Genomic DNA, 19186 nt, shown 5'->3' with positions numbered 1-19186 from the left:
GACGCGCCGCTAGCGGCTCGCGGAGCCGGGGATGCCTGATGCGACTTTCAGCGCCGGCGCCGCGGCCATCTTCACCAGCACCTGCTCGATCGGGTATTTGGTCCAGGCTTGGGTGACGTAGTTGCGATGGGTGATGCCTTCGGCTGTCTCGACAAACAGCACGCTGCCCGGGTGCAGCGGCGCATCCATGTCTTCGGAAACCTTGATGCCCTTGTCGCGCAGCATCTGCATCAGCTCGTGATCATGCCGCGCCGTATAGTGGGTGTAAGAGCTCACGAAAAAGCCGGAGCGGTGGTTCTCGATCCATGAGGCGAACTTGTCGAGCTGGCCATAGACGGCGTCGAGCAGGACGACGCCGCGCACCTGATCGCTGAGGCCGCCGACGTCGAGACTCCAGGCGGTCGGCAGGAAGCCGCCGCTGTAGCCGACGATGACGATCGGCAGCTTGGCGAATTCCTTGGCCGAACCGGGATCGCCGTAGAGTCGGGCGAGATGGTCGGCGGACTCCATGATGAAGCGGCGGAAGCCGCCGGGCTGCCAGAATTTGCCGGCGCTGGAATCGGCGGCATCGACTGCCATCTGCGGCGCCAGCAACACGGCATTGACCCCGGAATCGGAGATCTGCCGTGGCACCAACTGCCGGTCGCGGACGTCGCGCTCCAATGTCGCGCCGTTGCCGTGGAAGAACACCACGATCACGCCGGGTTTGCGCACGTTGAAATTCTCCGGGATGTGCACCAGCACGCGGCTGTCGTTGTAGGTCTCGTCTTCCCAATAGACCTGGCCGGACAAGCTGCGATGGCCGCGACGATCGCCTTTGGCTACGTTGAGGAACGGCGCGTCGGATGCCGGATTGCTGCCGTAATAGGGAAAGGCGGAGGATTTCATGCTGACCAGCGTGGTCAGGTCGTCATGCGCGCCGGGGCGCCTGTAGGGCACCTGCGGCTCCAGCGAGGCGACGCGGTAGGGGGCGGTCTCTGCCTGCGCCGCCGCGGGCTTGGGCGTGAAATCCGACATTTGCCGCTCCACCAGGCTCTCGCTCGGTGAGGGGAAGCGGTCCCTGAACTGCGGCGCGGGAAAGCGTTCGTCGAATGTGGCGCTTGCCGCGATCTGTGTGGGGGCAGGATGCGCATTGGCCGCGAGCGCGTCAGGATTGGGCGCCTGGCTGCATTGCGCGAGCAATAGCGATAGCGGCAAACAAAGCAGGAGGGCGGCGAGTGGCGAGCGGACATGGGCTAGCGCGCCCGGTTGTTTCTCCGGGCGCGCGCGACCATTTCCATGGAAATTCGGATTGGCTCCGACCATCCACCCCACCAAGTCTACCGGGTCGAGCGGCTAGCGCGCGTCGGGCTCGGCGACGTCGGTGCTCCCCGGACATACTCCCCACATCCGGAAAACCCCAAGAAGACCATCAACAAACAACACCATCAAATCGTGTCCTGATTGTGAGGCGGCCGGCGGTCGTCGGCAACGCCGTGGTGACACGGGTGGCGGTTCGGTAGAAAAGTACCGGCCCCGCCCCGTCAAATTTAATCCTTGTTAACCGTTCTTGAATGGAGCCGCGTCAGTCTACACCATGACGCGATCACCAAGGCGGCAAGCGACATGACGGCATCAGAGACGGGAAGCGCGGCGTGGCCGGGCCGGCTTCTCGCGAGCGGGCCCTCGGTTTCGGTCATCGTGGCGACCGCCATCGTCGTGGCCGACATGATCGGCGTCGGCGTCTTCACGAGCCTCGGCTTTCAGGTCAAGGATATACCCTCCGGCTTCTCGATCCTGCTGTTGTGGACGGTGGGCGGGCTCGTGGCGCTGTGCGGCGTGTTTTCCTACAGCGAGTTGGGGGCGATGTTTCCGCGCTCGAGCGGCGAATATAATTTTTTGAGCCGCGCTTATCATCCGGCCTTTGGCTTTCTTGCAGGTTGGGTGTCGGCCACCGTCGGCTTCGCCGCGCCAGTGGCGCTGGCGGCGATGGCGTTTGGCGAGTACGGCAAGTCGGTGTTTCCGGAAGGCTCGCCGCTGGCGCTGGCGATCGGCGTCGTCTGGCTGGTCTCGATCGTGCAGCTCACCGGCGTGAAGCACTCTTCGACCTTCCAATTGATCTCGACCATTCTGAAGGTGGTGCTGATCGTCGCGTTCCTGGCGGCCGGATTCGCGATCGGCACGGCCCAGCCGATCTCCTTTGCACCTCAGGCCGGCGACTTCGCCCATATCGTCAGCGCGCCCTTCGCCATCGGCCTCATCTTCGTGATGTATTCGTTCTCGGGCTGGAACGCGGCGACCTACATCACCGGCGAGATGCATGACGCCAGGCAGAACCTGCCGCGCGCGCTGCTTGCGGGAACGCTGATCGTGATGGTGCTCTATGTCGCGCTCAACGCGGTGTTCCTGCACACCGCGCCGATGGACAGGCTGGCCGGCCAGCTCGATGTCGCCAGCATCTCCGGCAGCTACATTTTCGGCGAGATCGGCGGGCGCGTTGTTGCCGTGATGATCTGCGTTGGCCTCGTATCGTCGATCTCCGCAATGATGTGGATCGGCCCGCGCGTGATGATGACGATGGGGGAGGACATCCCGGCGCTGACAATTTTCGCTCGCCGCTCGCAGAGCGGGGCGCCGGGCTACGCCATCCTGTTCCAGCTCGCGGTCGCAAATTTGTTGCTATTCACGCGCAGCTTCGAGGCGGTGCTCGACTTCATTCAGTTTGCGCTGCTGTTCTGCTCGTTCTTCACCGTGCTCGGCGTTATCAAGCTGCGGATCATGCGGCCTGATCTGCCGCGGCCCTATCGCGCCTGGGGATACCCGGTGACGCCACTGGTTTTCCTGCTCGTGACCGGTTTCATGATGTACTATCTGCTGACGGAGCGGCCGCTGCAGTCATTCCTGGGCATGCTGATGATGGCGTCGGGCCTTTTGATTTACGCCATTTTCCACAAGCGGGCCGAATCCGGCACCGCAGCTTGAGGCCGCGAGGGACGATGCATCATTTGCTGAAAATTGCGGCCGCTGCCGCCGGCCTGCTCCTCGCAATCGCAGTGCCGGCGGGAGCCGCCGAGGTGACCGCGGACGACACCGCGCGCTTTCTCGCCGGCATGCAGCCGTCCGCCGACTCGCCGCTGGTGTCGCTGACCAACGACCCGGTCTGGCAACGCCACGCCAAATTCTTCGATGGCGCCTTTGCCCAGCTCGAGCAGCGCCAGCTCTCGAAGATCCGGAACTGGGCCGACGCCAATCTGGCGGCGCCGCGCCCGACCATGTTCTACATGTTCTCGGGTCCTGACTTCCTTTACGCCAATGCCTTCTATGCGAAGGCGAACACCTACGTGTTCGCTGCGCTCGAGCCGCCAGGTGCGGTAGCCGATCTCACCAGGCTGCCACGCGGCAGCGTTGATGCTGCGCTTGCCAATGTCGAGCACTCGCTTGCCTCGATCCTGAGCTTCTCGTTCTTCATCACCAAGCAGATGAAGGTGGATTTGGATGCGAACGAGATCAGCGGCACGCTGCCGATCCTCTATGTTTTCCTGGCGCGCTCCGGCAAGACCATCGATAGCGTCACGCCGGTCTCGCTCGACGACAAGGGCACGTTGCTGTCAGGCAGCGACGCCGGCAAAGGGATCACCCACGGCGTCAAGGTCACCTTCGCGGGCAGCGACGGGTTGGAGAAGACCCTGTATTATTTCTCGACCGATCTTTCGAACTCAGGCGTGCGGCGCAGCGGTTTCCTGAAATTCTGCGATACGCTGGCCCCCGGCAACAGTCTCCTCAAGAGCGCGTCCTATCTGCTGCACGCGGGTAACTTCAGCACCGTCCGCAACTGGCTGCTCGCCAACAGCGCTACCATTATCCAGGACGATTCCGGGATCCCGCTCGCCTACTACAGCACGAAGGCATGGCGGTTCTTCCCGTTCGGCCGTTACGCCGGGCCGATCGACAAGTTCCCCTCACGTTACCAACAGCAATATGCCGAGCTGTTCACCCGCGCCCAGCCGATCGATTTCGGCATCGGCTACCGCTGGCGTGCTTATGAATCGAACCTGCTGCTCTCGGTGAAGGTGGCATCGAAGGAGCCGGAGCAGGCGGAGACGGCCTCATCCGGTGAACCCGCTCCAGCTCCAGCGCCGAAACCGGTGCACGCCCGCAAGCCGCGCCCGCCGGCGCCGCTCGGGCAATCGACCACCGGCTATTTCTTCTGGCCATGGCGCTAATTCGCGCCCGGTGCTCTCACCAGCGCACGTTCTGGCTCGGCACGATAAAGCTTGTCGTGTGCGGTCGCGGGGCCGAGTAGTCGGCGTAGTAGAAATAGGCGCCGATGCTGATGAGGATGAGCGCCACGACGGCAAGGAGATCGATCTGCCGGGGATCGTGACCATGGCCGCTGATTTTCCAGCGCATTGTTGTTTCCTCCCGAAGGAGTTTTTTTCAAAACAATGCGAGCGAGAAGGGGACGTTCCCACATCCTGAGCCGATGCAGCTTCGGCTGAAAGCGTACAACGAGCTGAACACTTCAGGGCGCGTTGACGCCGCGCCATCGTCCGTAACGCCACGGCAGATACCAGCGCGCGCCGGCCGGTGGCGTGGTCGGCACGAGGTCAAGGCCTGACGTACCCCAGGGATGGCAGCGCAGCAGCCGCGCCAGCGTCATCCAGCCTCCAGCCCACAACCCAAACCGCTCGATCGCTTCGTCGCCGTAGACCGAACAGGTCGGCAGGTGACGGCAGTGGTAGCCGACGAGCGGCGACAATGTGTGGCGATAGATCCAGATCAGCGCGCGGCCGACATTGCGCGGCAATCGCTTGAGCGCGACGGCAAGATGGAACCCATCGTTGGAAGAGGATGCGCTGTTCATAGGCCGGCTGCCACACTGGTGAGCGCGCATTTGCGCGGTTCCTCGGCAGGGAACTCAAGTTCCTGAAATCGTGCCATATTTTGAGCAATTATCACATGCTTTTAGGCGCAGTGCAGCAAGCCACTCTGGACGACGCGTAGTCCCCCGGATACCATTTTTGCGACATTCGTGTGAGACTTGATGAACGGCACGATACTTGCTGTGAGTCGATCGGGGCTTGGGGAAGGAACTAAGTTGAAACTCGCAAGATCCTCCACATTTCGCACCTCGACGATTATTGCCGCGGCGTCGCTTGCGATTGCCGCGCTGACGCTGTTCCACCCGGTTGCGACCGCCCGCGCGGGAGCGCCGCTGGAAGAGCGCAAGGCCCCGATGAAATTCACCTGGGTCGAATGCCGGCCCAATTGCCGCGGTTGGGTCAGCGCGGTCGGCATCGTCACCTCCGATACGCCGAAGGATTTTGAGGACTTTGCGCGCGGACGGCAGCTCGGCGGCGCCACATTGGTGCTGGATTCCAGCGGCGGTTCGGTCAACGACTCGATCACGCTCGGACGCCGCTTCCGCGGCCTCGGCATGTTGACGACGGTCGGCATCAGCGTGGTCAACCATACCCAGCAAGGCGATCGCGCGAGCATTGCGCCGGAAGCCTTCTGCGAGTCCATGTGCGTCTATCTCCTGCTGTCGGGCACGGCGCGCTATGTTCCGCCGACCGCGCATGTGCGCGTGCATCAGATCTGGATGGGTGACCGCGCGGACGATGCGAAAGCCGCAAGCTATACGGCGCAGGACCTCACGATCGTGGAACGCGATATCGGCCGGCTCGCCAAATATACGTTCGACATGGGCGGCGCTGGCGACCTCCTGGCGCTCTCGCTCAACGTGCCGCCGTGGGAAGACCTGCATGAGCTGACGCCCGCGGAACTGCGGCTGACCAATGTCGTGACCACCGACCGGGTTGCCGACGTGCTGCCGCGCAACGACCCGTCGGGAGCGATAGCAGCCCTCAAGTCGAAATCGGTGCAGGAACGCTTCGTCAATGTCGAGGCGGAGACGGATACGACTGCCAGGTCCACCAAGACGGCGGAAGCGACCGCGGCGGTCGCCCCGGCACCGGCAGACAAGTAATCGGCGCTTCGCACCGTCATTCCGGGGCGGTGCGACGGCTCCGAACGGGGGAGCTTGAGATTCCGGGGCTGCGCCTTGGCGCATCCCCGAATAACTGAGCAAGTGATCAGCCTTCGGCCGCCGCAGCCGGCTGCCTCTTCGCCTCGATCTGGCCGATCGCATCCACCACCGCGTCGAAGGTCAGCATGGTCGAGGCGTGCCGCGCCTTGAAGTCGCGCACGGGTTCCAGGAGCGCGATGTCGGCCCATTTGTCTTGCGACGGAGGAGGGGCGCCGTTCTCTTTCAGCATTTTGCGCACGGTTTCCCGCAATTGGCGAAGCTCGCTGGCCGTCGAGCCGACGACATGACGCGCCATGATGGAGGAGGAGGCCTGGCCGAGCGCGCAGGCCTTCACGTCATGGGCAAAATCGGTCACGACGTCGCCGTCCATCTTCAGGTCGACCTTGACGGTCGACCCGCACAGCTTGGAATGGGCGGTCGCGCTGGCGTCGGGATTGGCAAGGCGGCCGAGCCGCGGGATATTTCCTGCCAGTTCGATGATCTTTTTGTTGTAGATGTCGTTCAGCATGGCATGCGAGTCTTGCGGCTGGCGCGGGAAGGCGGCCTTGGCGGCCGGGTTTCATCGTCTTATATATGCGCCAAGCGGGGGAAATACAGTCTCGCCCCGATCCTCAGGCGTCCGGCGGAGATCCCGCCCCGTCTGCCGGTGACACTCCGGTCCGTGAACGGACCGTCGAACGGAGTTGACATGGACGCATTAATTAAGCCGATCCGCCCCAACAAGCCTTCCGACGCAAAGTTGCCCGAAGCCCGCCCCGCAGAACTCGATCCTTCCGAGTTCCTGAGAGCTGCCGTCCTTCCCGACCAGCCGCGCCCCTCGCGCGCAGAGGCCGAGGCGGCCGTGCAGACCCTGCTGTCCTACATCGGCGAAGATCCGAGCCGCGAGGGCCTTCTGGACACGCCGCGCCGGGTGGTCGAGGCGTTTGACGAGCTTTATCAGGGTTACCATCAATGCCCGGCGGAGGTGCTCGATCGCACCTTCGGCGAAACTGCGGGCTATGACGATTTCGTACTGGTGCGTGACATCGAGTTCACCTCGCAATGCGAGCACCACATGATGCCGTTCTACGGCAAGGCGCATATCGCGTATACGCCGGTCGAACGGGTGGTCGGGCTCTCGAAGCTGGCGCGGCTGACAGATATTTTCGCTCGCCGCTTGCAGACCCAGGAGCATCTCACCGCCCAGATCGCCGCCGCGATCGACGAGGTTCTCAAGCCCCGCGGCGTTGCGGTCATGATCGAAGCGGAGCATACCTGCATGTCGGTGCGCGGCGTCGCCAAGCATGGCGCGATGACGTTCACCAGCCGCTTCACCGGGATGTTCCGCGACAATCCGGCGGAGCAGCAGCGTTTCCTGTCCATGGTGCGAGGGCCGAACCGCTAAGCGGCCAGCCCTCGCTTGAACGAGCGAGGGTTTTTCGTGTCCACAGCAGCGATTGACGAGCGCGAAGAGGGCTTGGGTTTCCAGCCCAAGTTCGACGCGTCGGGGCTTCTCACCTGCATTGCCACCGATGCGGCTACCGGCGAATTGCTGATGGTCGCGCATATGAACGAGGAAGCTCTGCGGCGTACCGTCGAGAGCGGTGAGGCCTGGTACTTCAGCCGGTCGCGCAATGCCTTGTGGCGAAAAGGCGAGACGTCAGGTCACGTTCAGCGCGTCCTGGAGGTGCGGGTCGATTGCGACCAGGACGCGGTCTGGATCAAGGTCGAGCAGAAGGGCGCAGCCTGTCACACCGGCCGGCGCTCCTGCTTCTACCGCAAGGTTGAGCCGGGCGCGGACGGACCGCAGCTCGCTTTTGTCGATGCGGAACGGCTGGTCGATCCGGAGACGGTGTATCGAAAATAGTCCCGGCCTGAATGGTCTCGTCATTTTCGGGGCGCGCGTGGGCGCGAGCCCGGAATCTCGCGCCGCGACCTCTGGGATTTCCGGGTTCGCGACCTTGTCGCGCCCCGGAATGACACAAGCGGCAGGACTTTCTTAACCCCGCATTAACCATAATCGCCGCACTGTCCCGCGCATCAAGGCGCCGGAACAGGGCGGAAGCAGGAAATGTCGGTCGACACGTCAAACGCTACGGCCATGACGGCTGTTGATCCTTCGCGCACGCGAGTGACCGGCGCGATCAAGCAGGCGTCCAACAACACGGGCGCCAGCTTCGAATATCTTCTGGCCACCGCGAAGATGGAGTCCGACTTCAACCCCTCCGCAAGCGCTTCCACCTCGTCGGCGCGCGGGCTCTATCAGTTCATCGATCAGACCTGGCTTGCCACCGTGAAGGAAGCCGGCGGCGAGCTCGGCTATGGCCAGCTCGCCGATGCCATCAGCAAGACGTCGTCAGGCGAGTATGTCGTGAGCGATCCCGCGACGCGACAGACCATCATGAAGCTGCGGGACGACCCGACGATCGCGTCCGCGATGGCGGGGGCGCTGACTCAATCCAACAGCTTTCAGCTCACGGGCATGATCGGCCGCCGGCCGAGCGATGCCGAGCTCTATATGGCGCATTTCATGGGCGTCGGCGGCGCCGCCAGGCTGATCAACAGCGCCGAGGACACTCCGCAAGCCAATGCCGCGCGGTTGTTTCCGAATGCCGCCGCCGCCAACCACTCCATCTTCTACGATCGGGCGGGGCAGGCGCGCAGCGTCTCGGAGGTCTATTCGGTTTTGAGCGCGCGCTATGCCGGCGCGGCCAGTTCGCCGCAGACGCAAACGGCGCTAGCGATGTTCGGTGCGGGGGCGACCGCGAGTTCGGTTGCGAGCGCGGGGCCCGCAATCGACAACGCGGCCTATCTCTCGTCTTTCCCGGATGTCCGTTCAGTGCCGGCAGCGGCGGCTTCGGCGGCCGACGCGAACACCGGCGCGCAGCCGAACGATCCGATGTTTCGTTCGCTGTTTCAGGTCGACGGATCGCAGCCGGTTTCTTCGACCGTTCACAGCCTGTGGGGCAACTCTTCGTCGCTGACGACGGATACGGCGTCCACGGGCAGTACCAGCGCCCCGGCGCCACTTGATCTCTTCAGCGACCGCAACGGCACCTTCAGCGGTTGAGGCATACCTGCGGTCAGCCGGCCGGCATCCATTGCGATCGGGTGCGCCACTGGCGCGGCTCGCGTCATGAGCCGCGCGCAGTTCGCGGCGGTCGCCGAAACGGCTGCCGCTGCTCTCATCTTACCTCCGCGAGTCCGGGTCTTAATAAAACGTCAATGAAACCAGTTGGTTATGGTGAACGCTTTGTTAAGCGTCGTGGTTTATTTTCCCCTGTTGTGGCCATCAGCCTGATCCGCGGCCTCGATTGCGGACCGGACTCGGTGAGGCCGATATGGTTTGGTTGCGTAAGCCGGAAAGACAATGATCGTTCGGCAGTTCATAAATTGGGTCAGGACCGCGTCCGCGGGCGAGCGCGCGGAAGCGACGCGCTCGCTGGCGCGGGCTTGGTTGATTTCCGATCTTTCCGAGGATGATCGTGCGGCGGCTGAAGGCGCGCTGCTCATGATGCTCGATGATCCGTCGCCACTGGTGCGAAAGGCCATGGCCGATGTGTTCGCGCGCAGCGGCGAGGCTCCGGCCGCGATCGTGCAGGCGCTCGCGCTCGACCAGCCATCGGTCGCGGTCTCGATCCTCGAACATTCGCCGCTGTTGATCGATGCCGACCTTGTGGACATCGTCGCGACCGGCGATTGCGAAACCCAATGCGCGATCGCCCGCCGCATCAGCCTGCCGGCATCCGTTGGCGCCGCGATTGCCGAGGTCGGCAGCGCGGCGGCCGCACTGGAATTGATCGAAAATCCCTATGCGGAGCTCGCGCCGTTTTCGTGGGACCGTATCGTCGAGCGCCACGGCCATCTCGCCGCGATCAGGGAATCCATGCTGCTGCTCGACGATCTGCCCGCTGCGACGCGCGCGGCGCTGGTGGCAAAACTTTCGGAGACGCTGGCGCAATTCGTTGTGGCCAGAAATTGGCTCAGCGCCGATCGGGCAGGGCGCCTCGCGAGCGAAGCCCGCGACCGTTCGGCTCTGCACATCGCGGCACGCTCGCGCGGTGACGACATGCGCGGGCTGGTCAGCCACCTGCGCAAGAGCGGCCAGCTCTCCGCCGGCCTGATCCTGCGCGCGCTGCTGTCAGCCAATCTGGAATTGTTCGAGGCGGCGTTGGCAGAGCTTTCCGAACTGCCACAGGCGCGGGTCTCATCGCTGTTGCATGACCGCGGCAGTGCGAACCTGGAGGCGCTGTTGCGCCGTGCGGGCTTGCCGGAATCGACATTTGCGGCCTTCCGTGTCGCGCTCGAGGTCTGCCATGAGATCGGCTTTGCGGACTCGGCAGGAACCGCCGCCCGCCTGCGCCGGCGCATGGTGGAGCGCGTGTTGACCCAGTGCGAGACCGACGGCAGCGCCACCGAGCAGCTTTTGATCCTGTTGCGTCGCTTTGCAACGGAATCGGCGCGGGAAGAGGCGCGGCTGTTCTGCGAGGAGTTGGTGGCGGAAGCCGCACTCGCGCGGCAGCATCATGAGTTGATCGCGGCTTAGCGTCATTGCGAGCCAACGGGTCCGCGCGAAGCGCGGCCCGATGATAGGCTCCGCGAAGAAATCCAGAGCCACTCAATGGCTCTGATTGCTTCGTCGCTTCGCTCCTCGCAATGCCGAAGAGATGCCGAAGGTATTAACTCACTCTCCCGGCACGATGCTCGGGGCGAGAATGGCTTCGAGATGCTCGGGGCGGCCGCGATTGACGTGGGCGAGGTATTCGTCGGCGACGCGCCGCAGGCGGCGGCTGAGCTCGGAGGAAATCGCTACCGTGTCGAACTTGGTATGCTCGTGCACGATCGCCTGGATGGCATTGATGTGGTGCTCGATCAGCTCGGGCGGCACCTTCTCCAGATCGGGGGCGTGTTCGATGATACGGCACAGGCTGTCGGCCGTCGCGGCGGCGGAAGGAAAGCCGAAGGTTGCGGCATCGCCCTTGATGTCATGGGCGGCGCGGAACAACTCCTCGCTGGTGGCATCGGTGAAGCCTTGCCTGCGAACGGCCGCATAAGCGACCGACAGCCGCTCGGCCTCGACCACCATCCATCCCTTGAATTCACCTGACAGGCCGGCGAGCGCCCGTTCCGCCCGCGCGACCGGATCATCGCCGCTCTTGCCATCCACGTGCCGCAAGACACTGCGCAGCGGGTTGGGCGGGGTGATGACGTGATGGGTGACGTAGCTCCTGATCTCCAGCCCGGAGGATTTGTCTTTGGCCATGAACGTCTCCTTGCGCCCTAGACCGGTGACCGCGCCTTATCGAGCAGCGAAGGCTGCTGCAGCACCTCGGCCTCGCCGCCGACACGGCGCTCGGGGCCGATATAGGCGTTGTTGGTGTTGCGCCGCCGGTCGGGGCCGAAATAGGTCTTGGTCTTGATGAACGGGCGCGGATTGGCGACCACGTTGAGAATACGCTGGTAAAGCCCCTTGGCCGAAATCGGCTTGGCCAGGAATTCGGTGACGCCCGCGTCACGCGCGACCGTCACGCGCCGCTTTTCGGAATGGCCGGTCAACATGATAATGGGCGCGTAGGGATTACCCTTGGCTTCCGGCTGCCGGATCATCTGCGCAAGTTCGAGACCATCGAAGATCGGCATCGCCCAGTCGGTGATGACGATGTCGGGCGCATAGTGGGTGTACATTTCCAGGGCTGTCGCGCCGTCCTCGGCCTCATAGACCTCGCGCGCGCCGAACGAGTGCAGGAGCGTGCGCAAGATTCTCCGCATATGCGGGTTGTCGTCGCAGACGAGAAATCGCAGCTTGTTGAAATCGATGCGGAACATGGCCCGGCCTTGGGAACGCGAAGGCGCGACGTCGGATGTCGGTATATTGCTGTTAACCATATGGGGCGCTGGTTAACGAAGCGTTTGCGCTGCACGCCCGGCAGCAGCCATTTCGCAAAGAGCTTAGTGGAGCCGCGGCTTTTAGTAACCGAACTGCTCGCGCAGGATGCGCTCCTCGAGGCTGTGCCCGGGATCGAACAGCATCCGCATCGAGATCGTCTTGTCGGAAAGCACCTCGACGCGGCACACGTTGCGCACCTCGTCGTGGTCGGCGACCGCCGCGACGGGGCGCTTCTCGCCCTCGAGCACCTCGATGGTGACGTAGGCGGTGTTCGGCAGTAGCGCGCCGCGCCAGCGACGCGGCCGGAACGCACTGATCGGCGTCAGCGCGAGCAGCGCGGCGTTGATTGGCAGGATCGGCCCCTGCACCGAAAGGTTGTAGGCGGTCGATCCGGCAGGCGTAGCCACCAGCACGCCATCGGCGATGAGCTCCGGCATGCGTTCCTGCTCGTCGATCAGGATGCGCAAGCGCGCGGCCTGATAGGTCTGGCGATAGAGATAGACTTCATTGAAGGCGTGATGGACGTGCACGCCGCCGTGGTTGTCGGTCGCGCGCATCAAAAGCGGATGGATGACGGATTCGCGCGCGGCGGCAAGTCGCGTGCGCAGATCATGCGTCGAGTACTCGTTCATCAGAAAGCCGACGGTGCCGCGGTGCATGCCGTAGATCGGCTTTCCCAAGCCCATGTGCTTGTGCAGCGTCTGCAGCATCAAGCCGTCGCCGCCGAGCGCAACCACGACGTCGGCGTCCTCCGGCGCGCAATTGCCGTAGAGCTCGGAGAGTTGCGCCAGCGCCGCCTGTGCTTCGGGCACGGAGCTCGCGACGAAGGCGATCTTCTCATATCGCTTGGGCTTACTCATGAACCTAAAAGCTCGTCTGGAACGCCTGAAGGGAATTCGCCGCGTCGTCTATACACCCCCGCCGTGCTTGTCGAGGTCAAGGAATGTGCTTCCGCGCCAAACAACGTAAATGCCGCCGTTTGCGGACGCGGATTGCCGGATTTTTGATGCACGGCCGGCCTGATTGCGAGGTGATACCGTGGACATGTCGCAATTTCGGGCTAGATACCCCGCACAAGGCCGCTCATGCCTGCGTGGCCGGACAACCCCGCGTGGCCTGTGCAGGGGAGCTGGGAGAGAACAATCATGCTGATCGAAACGCCGGCCGTCCGCATCCTCAGCCTATTGCTCATGTTGTTCGCTGCCGTCCCGAGCGCATCCGCCCAGGATGCGCAGGAGCATATGCCGGCGGCCGCCGCACCAGCGGGGCAAACGGGCGGACCGGGTGCGCGCAGCGGCAGCACGCCCGCATCGGCGGCGACAGCGGAGCAACACAAGCTGCCGCCGGATTCCACGACCAAGCACACGCTCGAACTGCCCGGCCGCTCGCTGTCGTTCACGGCAACCGCCGGCTCCATCCGCCTGTTCGATGACAAGGGCGAACCGCAGGCCGATATCGCCTACACGGCCTATCAACTCGACGGGGCAGATCGCGCCAGCCGTCCCGTCACCTTCATCTTCAATGGCGGTCCTGGTGCGGCCTCCGCCTGGCTGCAACTCGGCAACAACGGCCCCTGGCGGCTTGATATCAATGCGGATGCAGTCACGCCCTCGACTGCGCCCGATCTCAAGCCCAATGCCGAGACCTGGCTCGACTTCACCGATCTCGTCTTCATCGATCCCGTCGGTACCGGCTACAGCCGCTTCGTTGCGACGGGCGAGGACGTGCGAAAGAAATTTTATTCGGTCGATGGCGATGTCGCCTCGATTGCCGTGACGATCCGCCGCTGGCTGGAAAAGAACGATCGCCTGTTGTCGCCCAAATATGTTGCGGGCGAGAGCTATGGCGGCATCCGCGGGCCGAAGGTGGTTCGTAATTTGGGGTCGCAGCAGGGCGTCGGGGTCAGCGGGCTGATTTTGATCTCACCGGTGCTCGATTTCCGCGAATGGTCGGGCTCCAGCATTCTCCAATATGTCGCGAGCCTGCCGACCTTTGCGGCCGTGGCGCGAGAGAGGGAGAAAAAGGGAGATATCTCGCGCGCGGACGTAAAGGATGTCGAGAGCTACGCGCGGAGCGACTTCCTAGTGGACCTAGCCAAGGGCCAGGCCGACACGGATGCGACCAACAGGATTGCTGACAAGATCGCCGCGCTGACGGGCATCGACCAGTCGGTCAGCCGCAGACTAGCCGGCCGTTTCGACATCGCCGAGTTTCGCCGCGAATTCGACCGTCGCGACGGCAAGGTGACCGGACGCTATGATGCATCCGTGCTCGGTACCGATCCTTATCCGGATTCGAGTTTCTTCCATTTCGGCGACCCGTCGGGCGACAGGCTGGTTGCGCCGCTGACGAGCGCGGCGGTCGATCTCACCACCCGCAAGCTGAACTGGCGACCGGATGGTTCTTACGAGACGTTGAACGGGGCCGTCGAACGGGCCTGGGATTTCGGCCACAGCCTGCGCCCGCTGGAATCGATGTCTGACCTGCGCCAGATCGTGGCGCTCGATCCGAAGCTGAAGGTGCTGGTCGCACATGGGCTGTTCGATCTCGCTACGCCGTATTTCGGATCGCAGATCGCGCTGGATCAGCTCCCGCCTTTTGCCTCGCGCGTGAGGCTCGCGGTCTATCCCGGCGGACACATGTTCTATTCGCGCGACGCCTCGCGCCAGGCGTTTCGGACCGAGGTTCAGCAGTTGATGAAATAATGCAAATGGCTTTCGCCCGTTTGCGTCGTTCTGGGGCGCCTCCAACGGGTCCGCGCAAAGCGCGGACCGATCACAAACTGCGAGGCGAACCCGGAATCTCGAGATTCCGGGTTCGATGCTTCGCATCGCCCCGGAATGACGTGGCTAGGTCTCAATAAACCAGACCCGTTCCAGGCGGCTGCTCAAGCGCTGCCGCGAGCGAGCGGTATTCCTCGCTGTCCTTGCCGGCGAGCTGCGCGATCTTGTTCAGATGATACAGCGCCTGATCGCGGTTGCCCTGCTCGACCTGCCACAAGCCGTAATACTGCCAGGTCTTCACATGGTTCGGATCGGCCTTCAGCGCGCGCTCGTACCAGACCTGAGAGAGCTTGTAGTCGCCCAGTTTGCGATAGGAATAGCCGATCAGATTGGCGACTGCGGCGTTGTCGTCATGGCCGAGCGCCTTCAACTGATCGATCGCGCCGGCATAATCTTGGCGGTCGTACACGGTGCTATAGGCGGCGCGGTAGCCTTCTGCGAACTTCGCGTACTCCTGGCTCGGGCTCGCTTCGCTTTTCTTCTTGCCCTTCTTGCTTTCGGAAGCCGGCGGGGACGGATTGTCGTCGCCGTTGGCGTAGACTTTTGTGATCACCGGCGCCGTCGCCAATACCATTGACAATGTCGCGAGTGTCAGAAGCCTGGCCGCAGATTTTCGCATGCATCTCTCCTGTTGATGTCGTGACGACCCGGTATCCCGGCGGCCTCCGCTCATAGCCAAAGGCCCGAGGACCTGAACCGCCGCGAGGAAAGAAAATTCCCAACCGGAGGCCATTCTTTGTCCGAGCTCGGCGTCCGGTGCTCAATTTATTGGGAACATGACGAAGTCGTCATGCAGATGAACGAAATCCGACCTCGCATTTCAGGGCAGGTTCAGTGCGCGCCGCCTAGGCTGGCCAGCATGATCGACGGATCTCGGCCGCTCCGGCCGGCAACGTCAGATCCCTGAGTAGGAGATGAACCATGCTCAAGACGATTTCTGCAGCCCTGCTTGCCGCCTCGATGATCGCAGCCCCCGCGCTTGCCGCCGATTCCGGCAGCCAAAACCCAGCGAACAAGACCACCCAGACCCAAACCACCCCGACCCAGGCGCAAGCCCCGGCCGCCAAGACAGGCCAGCCGCAGACCAGTGCCACGGCCACGTCGAGCAAGAGCAAAAAGCTCAACGCGAATGCCAAGATGATCCGCCATCATCATCGCCACAAGCAGGTCAGCCTGCACAAGAGCCATTCGAAGGTCGCCGCGAAGGTCAGCACCAAACCCGCCGCGCCCTCGACCAAGCGTAGCTGAGCCGATTCCGTTCGGCGCGGCTGATCCGTTTCCCCACCGCGCCGACGGACGTCAGGCCCGGCCCTCGCCATCTGCTGGCACACATGGCGGCGGGCCGGGCCGTGTCTTAAAGTTGGTCGAAAAGTCGATTCCCTTTTCTCAGGTGAGGGGATAGAAGGCCGGCGCACGTGCCCGTCGGCCGCGTATTCAGGAACTTCAAGACGAGTTGCGCTTCGGGATTTCAGCGCTTGGGGATTTCGGCAATTGGGGATTTCAGCAAGGCTTGTCGCGATCGTGCTGTTGCCGCTCGCGCTTGCGGGTTGCCTCGGCAGCGATGAGAGCGGGCCTCCGTCCTTCATGGAGGACAGCAGCGCGCCGCAACCCTTTCCCGAAAATTACCATTCGGAATTGCTGGCATTCATGCGGACCTATCTCAACAATCCGGTCGGCGTGCGCGATGCCATGATGGCCGATCCGGTGCAGCGAACGGTCGGGGGGAGGGTGCGCTACGTTAGCTGCTTGCGCTTTTCCGAGCAGCAATCCGACGGCACGTACCGCCCGCCACGCGAGCAAGCCGTGCTCTTCATCAACGGCAGGCTTGATCGCGTGCTGCAGAATGCGAGCGACGTCTGCGTCGGTGTCAATTACCAGCCGTTCCCGGATCTCGAGCATATGAGCCGCTAACCGCTGAAATCCCCGCATGTCGCGGGCACTGCGGCCAAGCAGCGCAGGATGTCCGTTCAATTTTCTGCGAACCCTGAACCGGCAAGCAACCCCGATCACCAAATGACAGGGAACAGCATGCGCTGTTTTGCGAAAGATTGACGCGCCCGGGAACAAAACCGCTTTGTTGCCGGTCCGTCACAGTCGCGAACGATCAAAGCTGCGGCATCGCCTCCGGGCAACCAAATTGAGGCCATGTTGTTGGATAGGGTCGCCACCGCAATAAGGGGATTTCTGATGAAAAGGTTTTTGCTTGGCGCGGCTGCATTGATGGCTTTCGCAAGTTCTGCGATGGCGGCCGACATGCCGGCGCGTACCTATACAAAGGCTCCCGTCTATACGCCGCCACAGGCGATCTATAATTGGACTGGATTCTATCTCGGCGGCCATATCGGTGGCGCCTTCGCTGGCAACAACAGCCTGGTCGGAAGCGACGGCCGATTTCTCGGTGGCGTGCAGGGCGGCTTCGATTACCAGTTCGCGACCAATTGGGTGATCGGTGCCGAGGCCCAGTACAGTTGGCTGACCAACGGTAGCAGCGGCGTGCTGTTTCCGGGCGGCAGCCTGATTACGAGCAAGAATGACCAGATCGGCTCGGTGACCGGCCGGTTCGGCTACACCTGGGGCCCGGCGCTGCTCTACGCCAAGGGCGGTTATGCCTGGCGCGATAATCCCAACATCGGGGTGAGCGTCGGCGGCACGCCGGTCGCCTTTACAGCCGACGGCGCGCATAAGGATGGCTGGACCGTCGGCGCCGGCCTCGAATACATGTTCGCGCCGAACTGGTCGGCCAAGGCCGAGTACCAGTATTACAATTTCGGCAACACCACCTTCACCAGTGGCCCTGCCGAGATCGTCGGCTCCCGTTTCCGCGACGATGAGCACACGGTCAAAGTCGGCGTGAACTACCGCTTCGGTTGGGGTGGTCCGGTCCAGTCCAGGTACTGAGACGCCCGAACCGCTTCGTCTCTTGCAAAAGGCCGGCTGACCGCCGGCCTTTTCTCTTGCTCTCTGCTCTTTGCTCTTTGCGCGCGCTCGCGGCACAAAATTTTTTTCGCGCTTTGCGAAACTTTAGCCGATGATCGGTTATTATGCGGCCGCCGGCGGGTGGACGAGAAACATGCGTAACTTAGTAGCGGTGCTGATTTTCTCTGCGATGGTGCTGCCTTGCTCCGGCCGAACGATCCTGAAATCCGAACCGCTGGTGCTGGGACCTTACGAGGTCGCCTTCGTGCAGGATGCATCCTGCCCCGCGGGCCAGGTGTTGAAGGTCACCGGCGCGATCCGCGGCTTGCATCGTAAGCGCGCTTGCGTCGTGCTTTCGTCCGAGCAGGCCTCACTTGCGGTCGCGACGCCGTGACATTGGTTGCGCTGAGGCTGCTCGGTTCACATCAAGCGGCGGGAGCTGCGGCGGGGCGGAAAGTGAATCGCGACTGGGAGTGCGTCAGATTTGCGGGGTCCGCGCCTCGTCGCGTTCAGCATCGGCCTGGTTCTGTTCCGGGTCTTCCTGCGGATCCGGCAGGCAGGCGCGGATTTCGTAGTCATTGTCGAGCACTGGATGGGGCGTCGGCTTATCCTCTTCGGAAGCGACGTCAACCACGAGACCGCTCTTGCGGGCCAGTTTCCAGACGTCCGCTTCGGTGGGATAGGTCTTGCTCAACTTGGCGTCATTCAAAAACAACGCATAGGGCATGGCTTAGCTCCGGATTGGCCGGCCGATAACGCTTGGAGCCGCTTCAGGTTTCCGCCAGCGAGGCTGGCTGGAACCAGCGACTGGGCGCCGAAACCACGGCCTTCGGGCGACGCCTGAGTCCTTAAGAGGAAGTAAATGCCGAAAAAAAGAATCCCCGAGACTCCGCGGCCAGAATCGCCGGATGTTCTCGCCCATGGGAACGACACTCCATACCTTCGGCGAACGCGTGCAGTTGGCGCTGGCGGCCGGCCTGTTGGTCGCCTGCACCGCCAATGTCGCGCTGGTATGGGCTTTTTTCTGATCCTGTTGGATGCTCAGTCGCCGCTTGCGAAGGCCTATTTTCGCGGACGGGGCGGCGCGCCATCCTTGATTGCGGCGCGGAGCTTTGCAAGCGTTGCCGAAAAATACTCCTCGCGTTCGCGGTTGAACCGCTCCTGGTGCGCGCGAAAGCTGGCGACACGGGCATTGATCTCGGTCTTGAGGTCGCGCGCGATGCTAGATCGCGTGATAGCGGCCGGGAGCGGGGGCAGATCGGTGGCGGGCAGGGCCGGCGGATTCGATGCCAGGGACGGTGGGGCGTCGGACTTGGCCGTCTCGGGGACGGCGGAGCCGGTGTCGGCGGACTCGTGCGCAAGAGGAGATGGCGGCGCGCCGGCAGCCACTTTCCTGCCGGTGACCGACTGAACGAAGGCCAGTGTCTGCGCGATCAAAGCGTCGCGTTCTCGCATCCACTTCATGGCACACCTCAGCCGGGTCCGATTTCAACAAAGGGCAGGGGGAGAATCAAGAGCCATGTCAGGGCCTTGCCGCAGGTCATGCGGATTTCGGTTAAGAGCGGCCTGCGACAAGTCGTAAGTAATATCAGC

The 19186-nt window shown here is 63.1% G+C and carries 23 protein-coding genes; 13 read left to right on the top strand and 10 right to left on the bottom strand.

Annotated features, from left to right (window positions below; genetic code table 11):
- Positions 1-9: 9 nt before the first annotated feature.
- A complete protein-coding gene (locus tag F758_RS0126105; protein ID WP_024510640.1) occupies positions 10-1305 on the bottom strand; it encodes an alpha/beta hydrolase in 1296 nt (431 codons plus the stop codon).
- 300 nt (positions 1306-1605) lie between these two features.
- On the opposite strand from F758_RS0126105, the gene F758_RS44585 reads away from it, so the two are divergent.
- Both F758_RS44585 and F758_RS0126095 read left to right on the top strand, forming a co-directional pair.
- Positions 1606-2961, top strand: a complete 1356-nt coding sequence (locus F758_RS44585) for an APC family permease (protein WP_035723117.1) — start codon at positions 1606-1608, stop codon at positions 2959-2961.
- 14 nt (positions 2962-2975) lie between these two features.
- On the top strand, positions 2976-4202 hold the full coding sequence (locus tag F758_RS0126095; RefSeq protein ID WP_024510639.1) for a hypothetical protein: 1227 nt from the start codon (positions 2976-2978) through the stop codon (positions 4200-4202).
- A 16-nt stretch (positions 4203-4218) separates the two neighbouring features.
- Here F758_RS0126095 and F758_RS50955 read toward each other — a convergent pair whose 3' ends face one another.
- A complete protein-coding gene (locus tag F758_RS50955) occupies positions 4219-4389 on the bottom strand; it encodes a hypothetical protein (RefSeq protein ID WP_198026569.1) in 171 nt (56 codons plus the stop codon).
- A gap of 112 nt (positions 4390-4501) precedes the next feature.
- Positions 4502-4843: a membrane protein insertion efficiency factor YidD gene (yidD, locus tag F758_RS0126085; protein WP_024510638.1), complete on the bottom strand. Its 342-nt coding sequence runs from the start codon at positions 4841-4843 to the stop codon at positions 4502-4504.
- A gap of 234 nt (positions 4844-5077) precedes the next feature.
- On the opposite strand from yidD, the gene F758_RS0126080 reads away from it, so the two are divergent.
- Complete coding sequence (locus F758_RS0126080) at positions 5078-5968, top strand: hypothetical protein (protein ID WP_024510637.1); 891 nt, start codon at positions 5078-5080, stop codon at positions 5966-5968.
- A gap of 106 nt (positions 5969-6074) precedes the next feature.
- On the opposite strand, the gene F758_RS0126075 is transcribed toward F758_RS0126080, so the two are convergent.
- On the bottom strand, positions 6075-6536 hold the full coding sequence (locus F758_RS0126075) for an iron-sulfur cluster assembly scaffold protein (protein ID WP_024510636.1): 462 nt from the start codon (positions 6534-6536) through the stop codon (positions 6075-6077).
- Between the two features lie 180 nt (positions 6537-6716).
- Between F758_RS0126075 and folE the strand changes: the two genes are divergently transcribed.
- The 4 genes from folE (at position 6717) to F758_RS0126055 (ending at position 10553) form a co-directional block, all read left to right on the top strand.
- The gene (folE, locus tag F758_RS0126070; protein ID WP_024510635.1) at positions 6717-7412 is read left to right on the top strand and encodes a GTP cyclohydrolase I FolE; all 696 of its coding nucleotides are present in this window, start codon (positions 6717-6719) and stop codon (positions 7410-7412) included.
- Between the two features lie 36 nt (positions 7413-7448).
- Complete coding sequence (hisI, locus tag F758_RS0126065; RefSeq protein WP_024510634.1) at positions 7449-7874, top strand: phosphoribosyl-AMP cyclohydrolase; 426 nt, start codon at positions 7449-7451, stop codon at positions 7872-7874.
- A gap of 204 nt (positions 7875-8078) precedes the next feature.
- Positions 8079-9077, top strand: coding sequence for a transglycosylase SLT domain-containing protein (locus tag F758_RS0126060; protein ID WP_024510633.1), 999 nt, complete (start codon positions 8079-8081; stop codon positions 9075-9077).
- 300 nt (positions 9078-9377) lie between these two features.
- Positions 9378-10553 (top strand): DUF2336 domain-containing protein, encoded by a 1176-nt coding sequence (locus tag F758_RS0126055; RefSeq protein ID WP_024510632.1) that lies wholly within the window; start codon positions 9378-9380, stop codon positions 10551-10553.
- A gap of 138 nt (positions 10554-10691) precedes the next feature.
- Here the strand turns inward: F758_RS0126055 and F758_RS0126050 are convergent, their stop codons facing one another.
- The 3 genes from F758_RS0126050 to F758_RS0126040 all read right to left on the bottom strand — a co-directional run bounded on the left by F758_RS0126050 (position 10692) and on the right by F758_RS0126040 (position 12754).
- On the bottom strand, positions 10692-11270 hold the full coding sequence (locus F758_RS0126050) for an Hpt domain-containing protein (RefSeq protein WP_024510631.1): 579 nt from the start codon (positions 11268-11270) through the stop codon (positions 10692-10694).
- Between the two features lie 17 nt (positions 11271-11287).
- Positions 11288-11833, bottom strand: coding sequence for a response regulator (locus F758_RS0126045; RefSeq protein ID WP_024510630.1), 546 nt, complete (start codon positions 11831-11833; stop codon positions 11288-11290).
- A 141-nt stretch (positions 11834-11974) separates the two neighbouring features.
- Positions 11975-12754 (bottom strand): NAD kinase, encoded by a 780-nt coding sequence (locus F758_RS0126040; RefSeq protein WP_024510629.1) that lies wholly within the window; start codon positions 12752-12754, stop codon positions 11975-11977.
- 285 nt (positions 12755-13039) lie between these two features.
- On the opposite strand from F758_RS0126040, the gene F758_RS0126035 reads away from it, so the two are divergent.
- The gene (locus tag F758_RS0126035; RefSeq protein WP_024510628.1) at positions 13040-14599 is read left to right on the top strand and encodes a S10 family peptidase; all 1560 of its coding nucleotides are present in this window, start codon (positions 13040-13042) and stop codon (positions 14597-14599) included.
- Between the two features lie 151 nt (positions 14600-14750).
- Here the strand turns inward: F758_RS0126035 and F758_RS0126030 are convergent, their stop codons facing one another.
- Positions 14751-15296 carry a tetratricopeptide repeat protein gene (locus F758_RS0126030; RefSeq protein WP_024510627.1) on the bottom strand — a complete coding sequence of 182 codons (546 nt, stop codon included), beginning with the start codon at positions 15294-15296 and terminating at the stop codon, positions 14751-14753.
- A gap of 302 nt (positions 15297-15598) precedes the next feature.
- On the opposite strand from F758_RS0126030, the gene F758_RS0126025 reads away from it, so the two are divergent.
- From F758_RS0126025 to F758_RS0126010, 4 genes are all read left to right on the top strand, one after another.
- Positions 15599-15925: a His-rich protein BRANT gene (locus F758_RS0126025; protein WP_024510626.1), complete on the top strand. Its 327-nt coding sequence runs from the start codon at positions 15599-15601 to the stop codon at positions 15923-15925.
- A 243-nt stretch (positions 15926-16168) separates the two neighbouring features.
- Positions 16169-16588 carry a hypothetical protein gene (locus F758_RS0126020; protein WP_245286595.1) on the top strand — a complete coding sequence of 140 codons (420 nt, stop codon included), beginning with the start codon at positions 16169-16171 and terminating at the stop codon, positions 16586-16588.
- Positions 16589-16864: 276 nt separating this feature from the next.
- A complete protein-coding gene (locus F758_RS0126015; RefSeq protein WP_024510624.1) occupies positions 16865-17575 on the top strand; it encodes an outer membrane protein in 711 nt (236 codons plus the stop codon).
- A gap of 172 nt (positions 17576-17747) precedes the next feature.
- Entirely contained in the window at positions 17748-17987 is a 240-nt protein-coding gene (locus F758_RS0126010; protein ID WP_024510623.1) for a DUF6719 family protein, read from the top strand.
- An 84-nt stretch (positions 17988-18071) separates the two neighbouring features.
- Here F758_RS0126010 and F758_RS0126005 read toward each other — a convergent pair whose 3' ends face one another.
- Entirely contained in the window at positions 18072-18320 is a 249-nt protein-coding gene (locus F758_RS0126005; RefSeq protein ID WP_024510622.1) for a hypothetical protein, read from the bottom strand.
- Positions 18321-18513: 193 nt separating this feature from the next.
- Here F758_RS0126005 and F758_RS50950 point away from each other — a divergent pair, with 193 nt between their 5' ends.
- Positions 18514-18621, top strand: a complete 108-nt coding sequence (locus F758_RS50950) for a glucose transporter (RefSeq protein ID WP_198026568.1) — start codon at positions 18514-18516, stop codon at positions 18619-18621.
- A 34-nt stretch (positions 18622-18655) separates the two neighbouring features.
- Here F758_RS50950 and F758_RS0125995 read toward each other — a convergent pair whose 3' ends face one another.
- Positions 18656-19057 (bottom strand): hypothetical protein, encoded by a 402-nt coding sequence (locus tag F758_RS0125995; protein ID WP_024510621.1) that lies wholly within the window; start codon positions 19055-19057, stop codon positions 18656-18658.
- Positions 19058-19186: the final 129 nt, after the last annotated feature.

It is taken from the genome of Bradyrhizobium sp. ARR65 (assembly GCF_000472385.1).
Lineage (GTDB): Bacteria > Pseudomonadota > Alphaproteobacteria > Rhizobiales > Xanthobacteraceae > Bradyrhizobium.
This window is presented reverse-complemented; position numbering and strand designations above follow the sequence as displayed.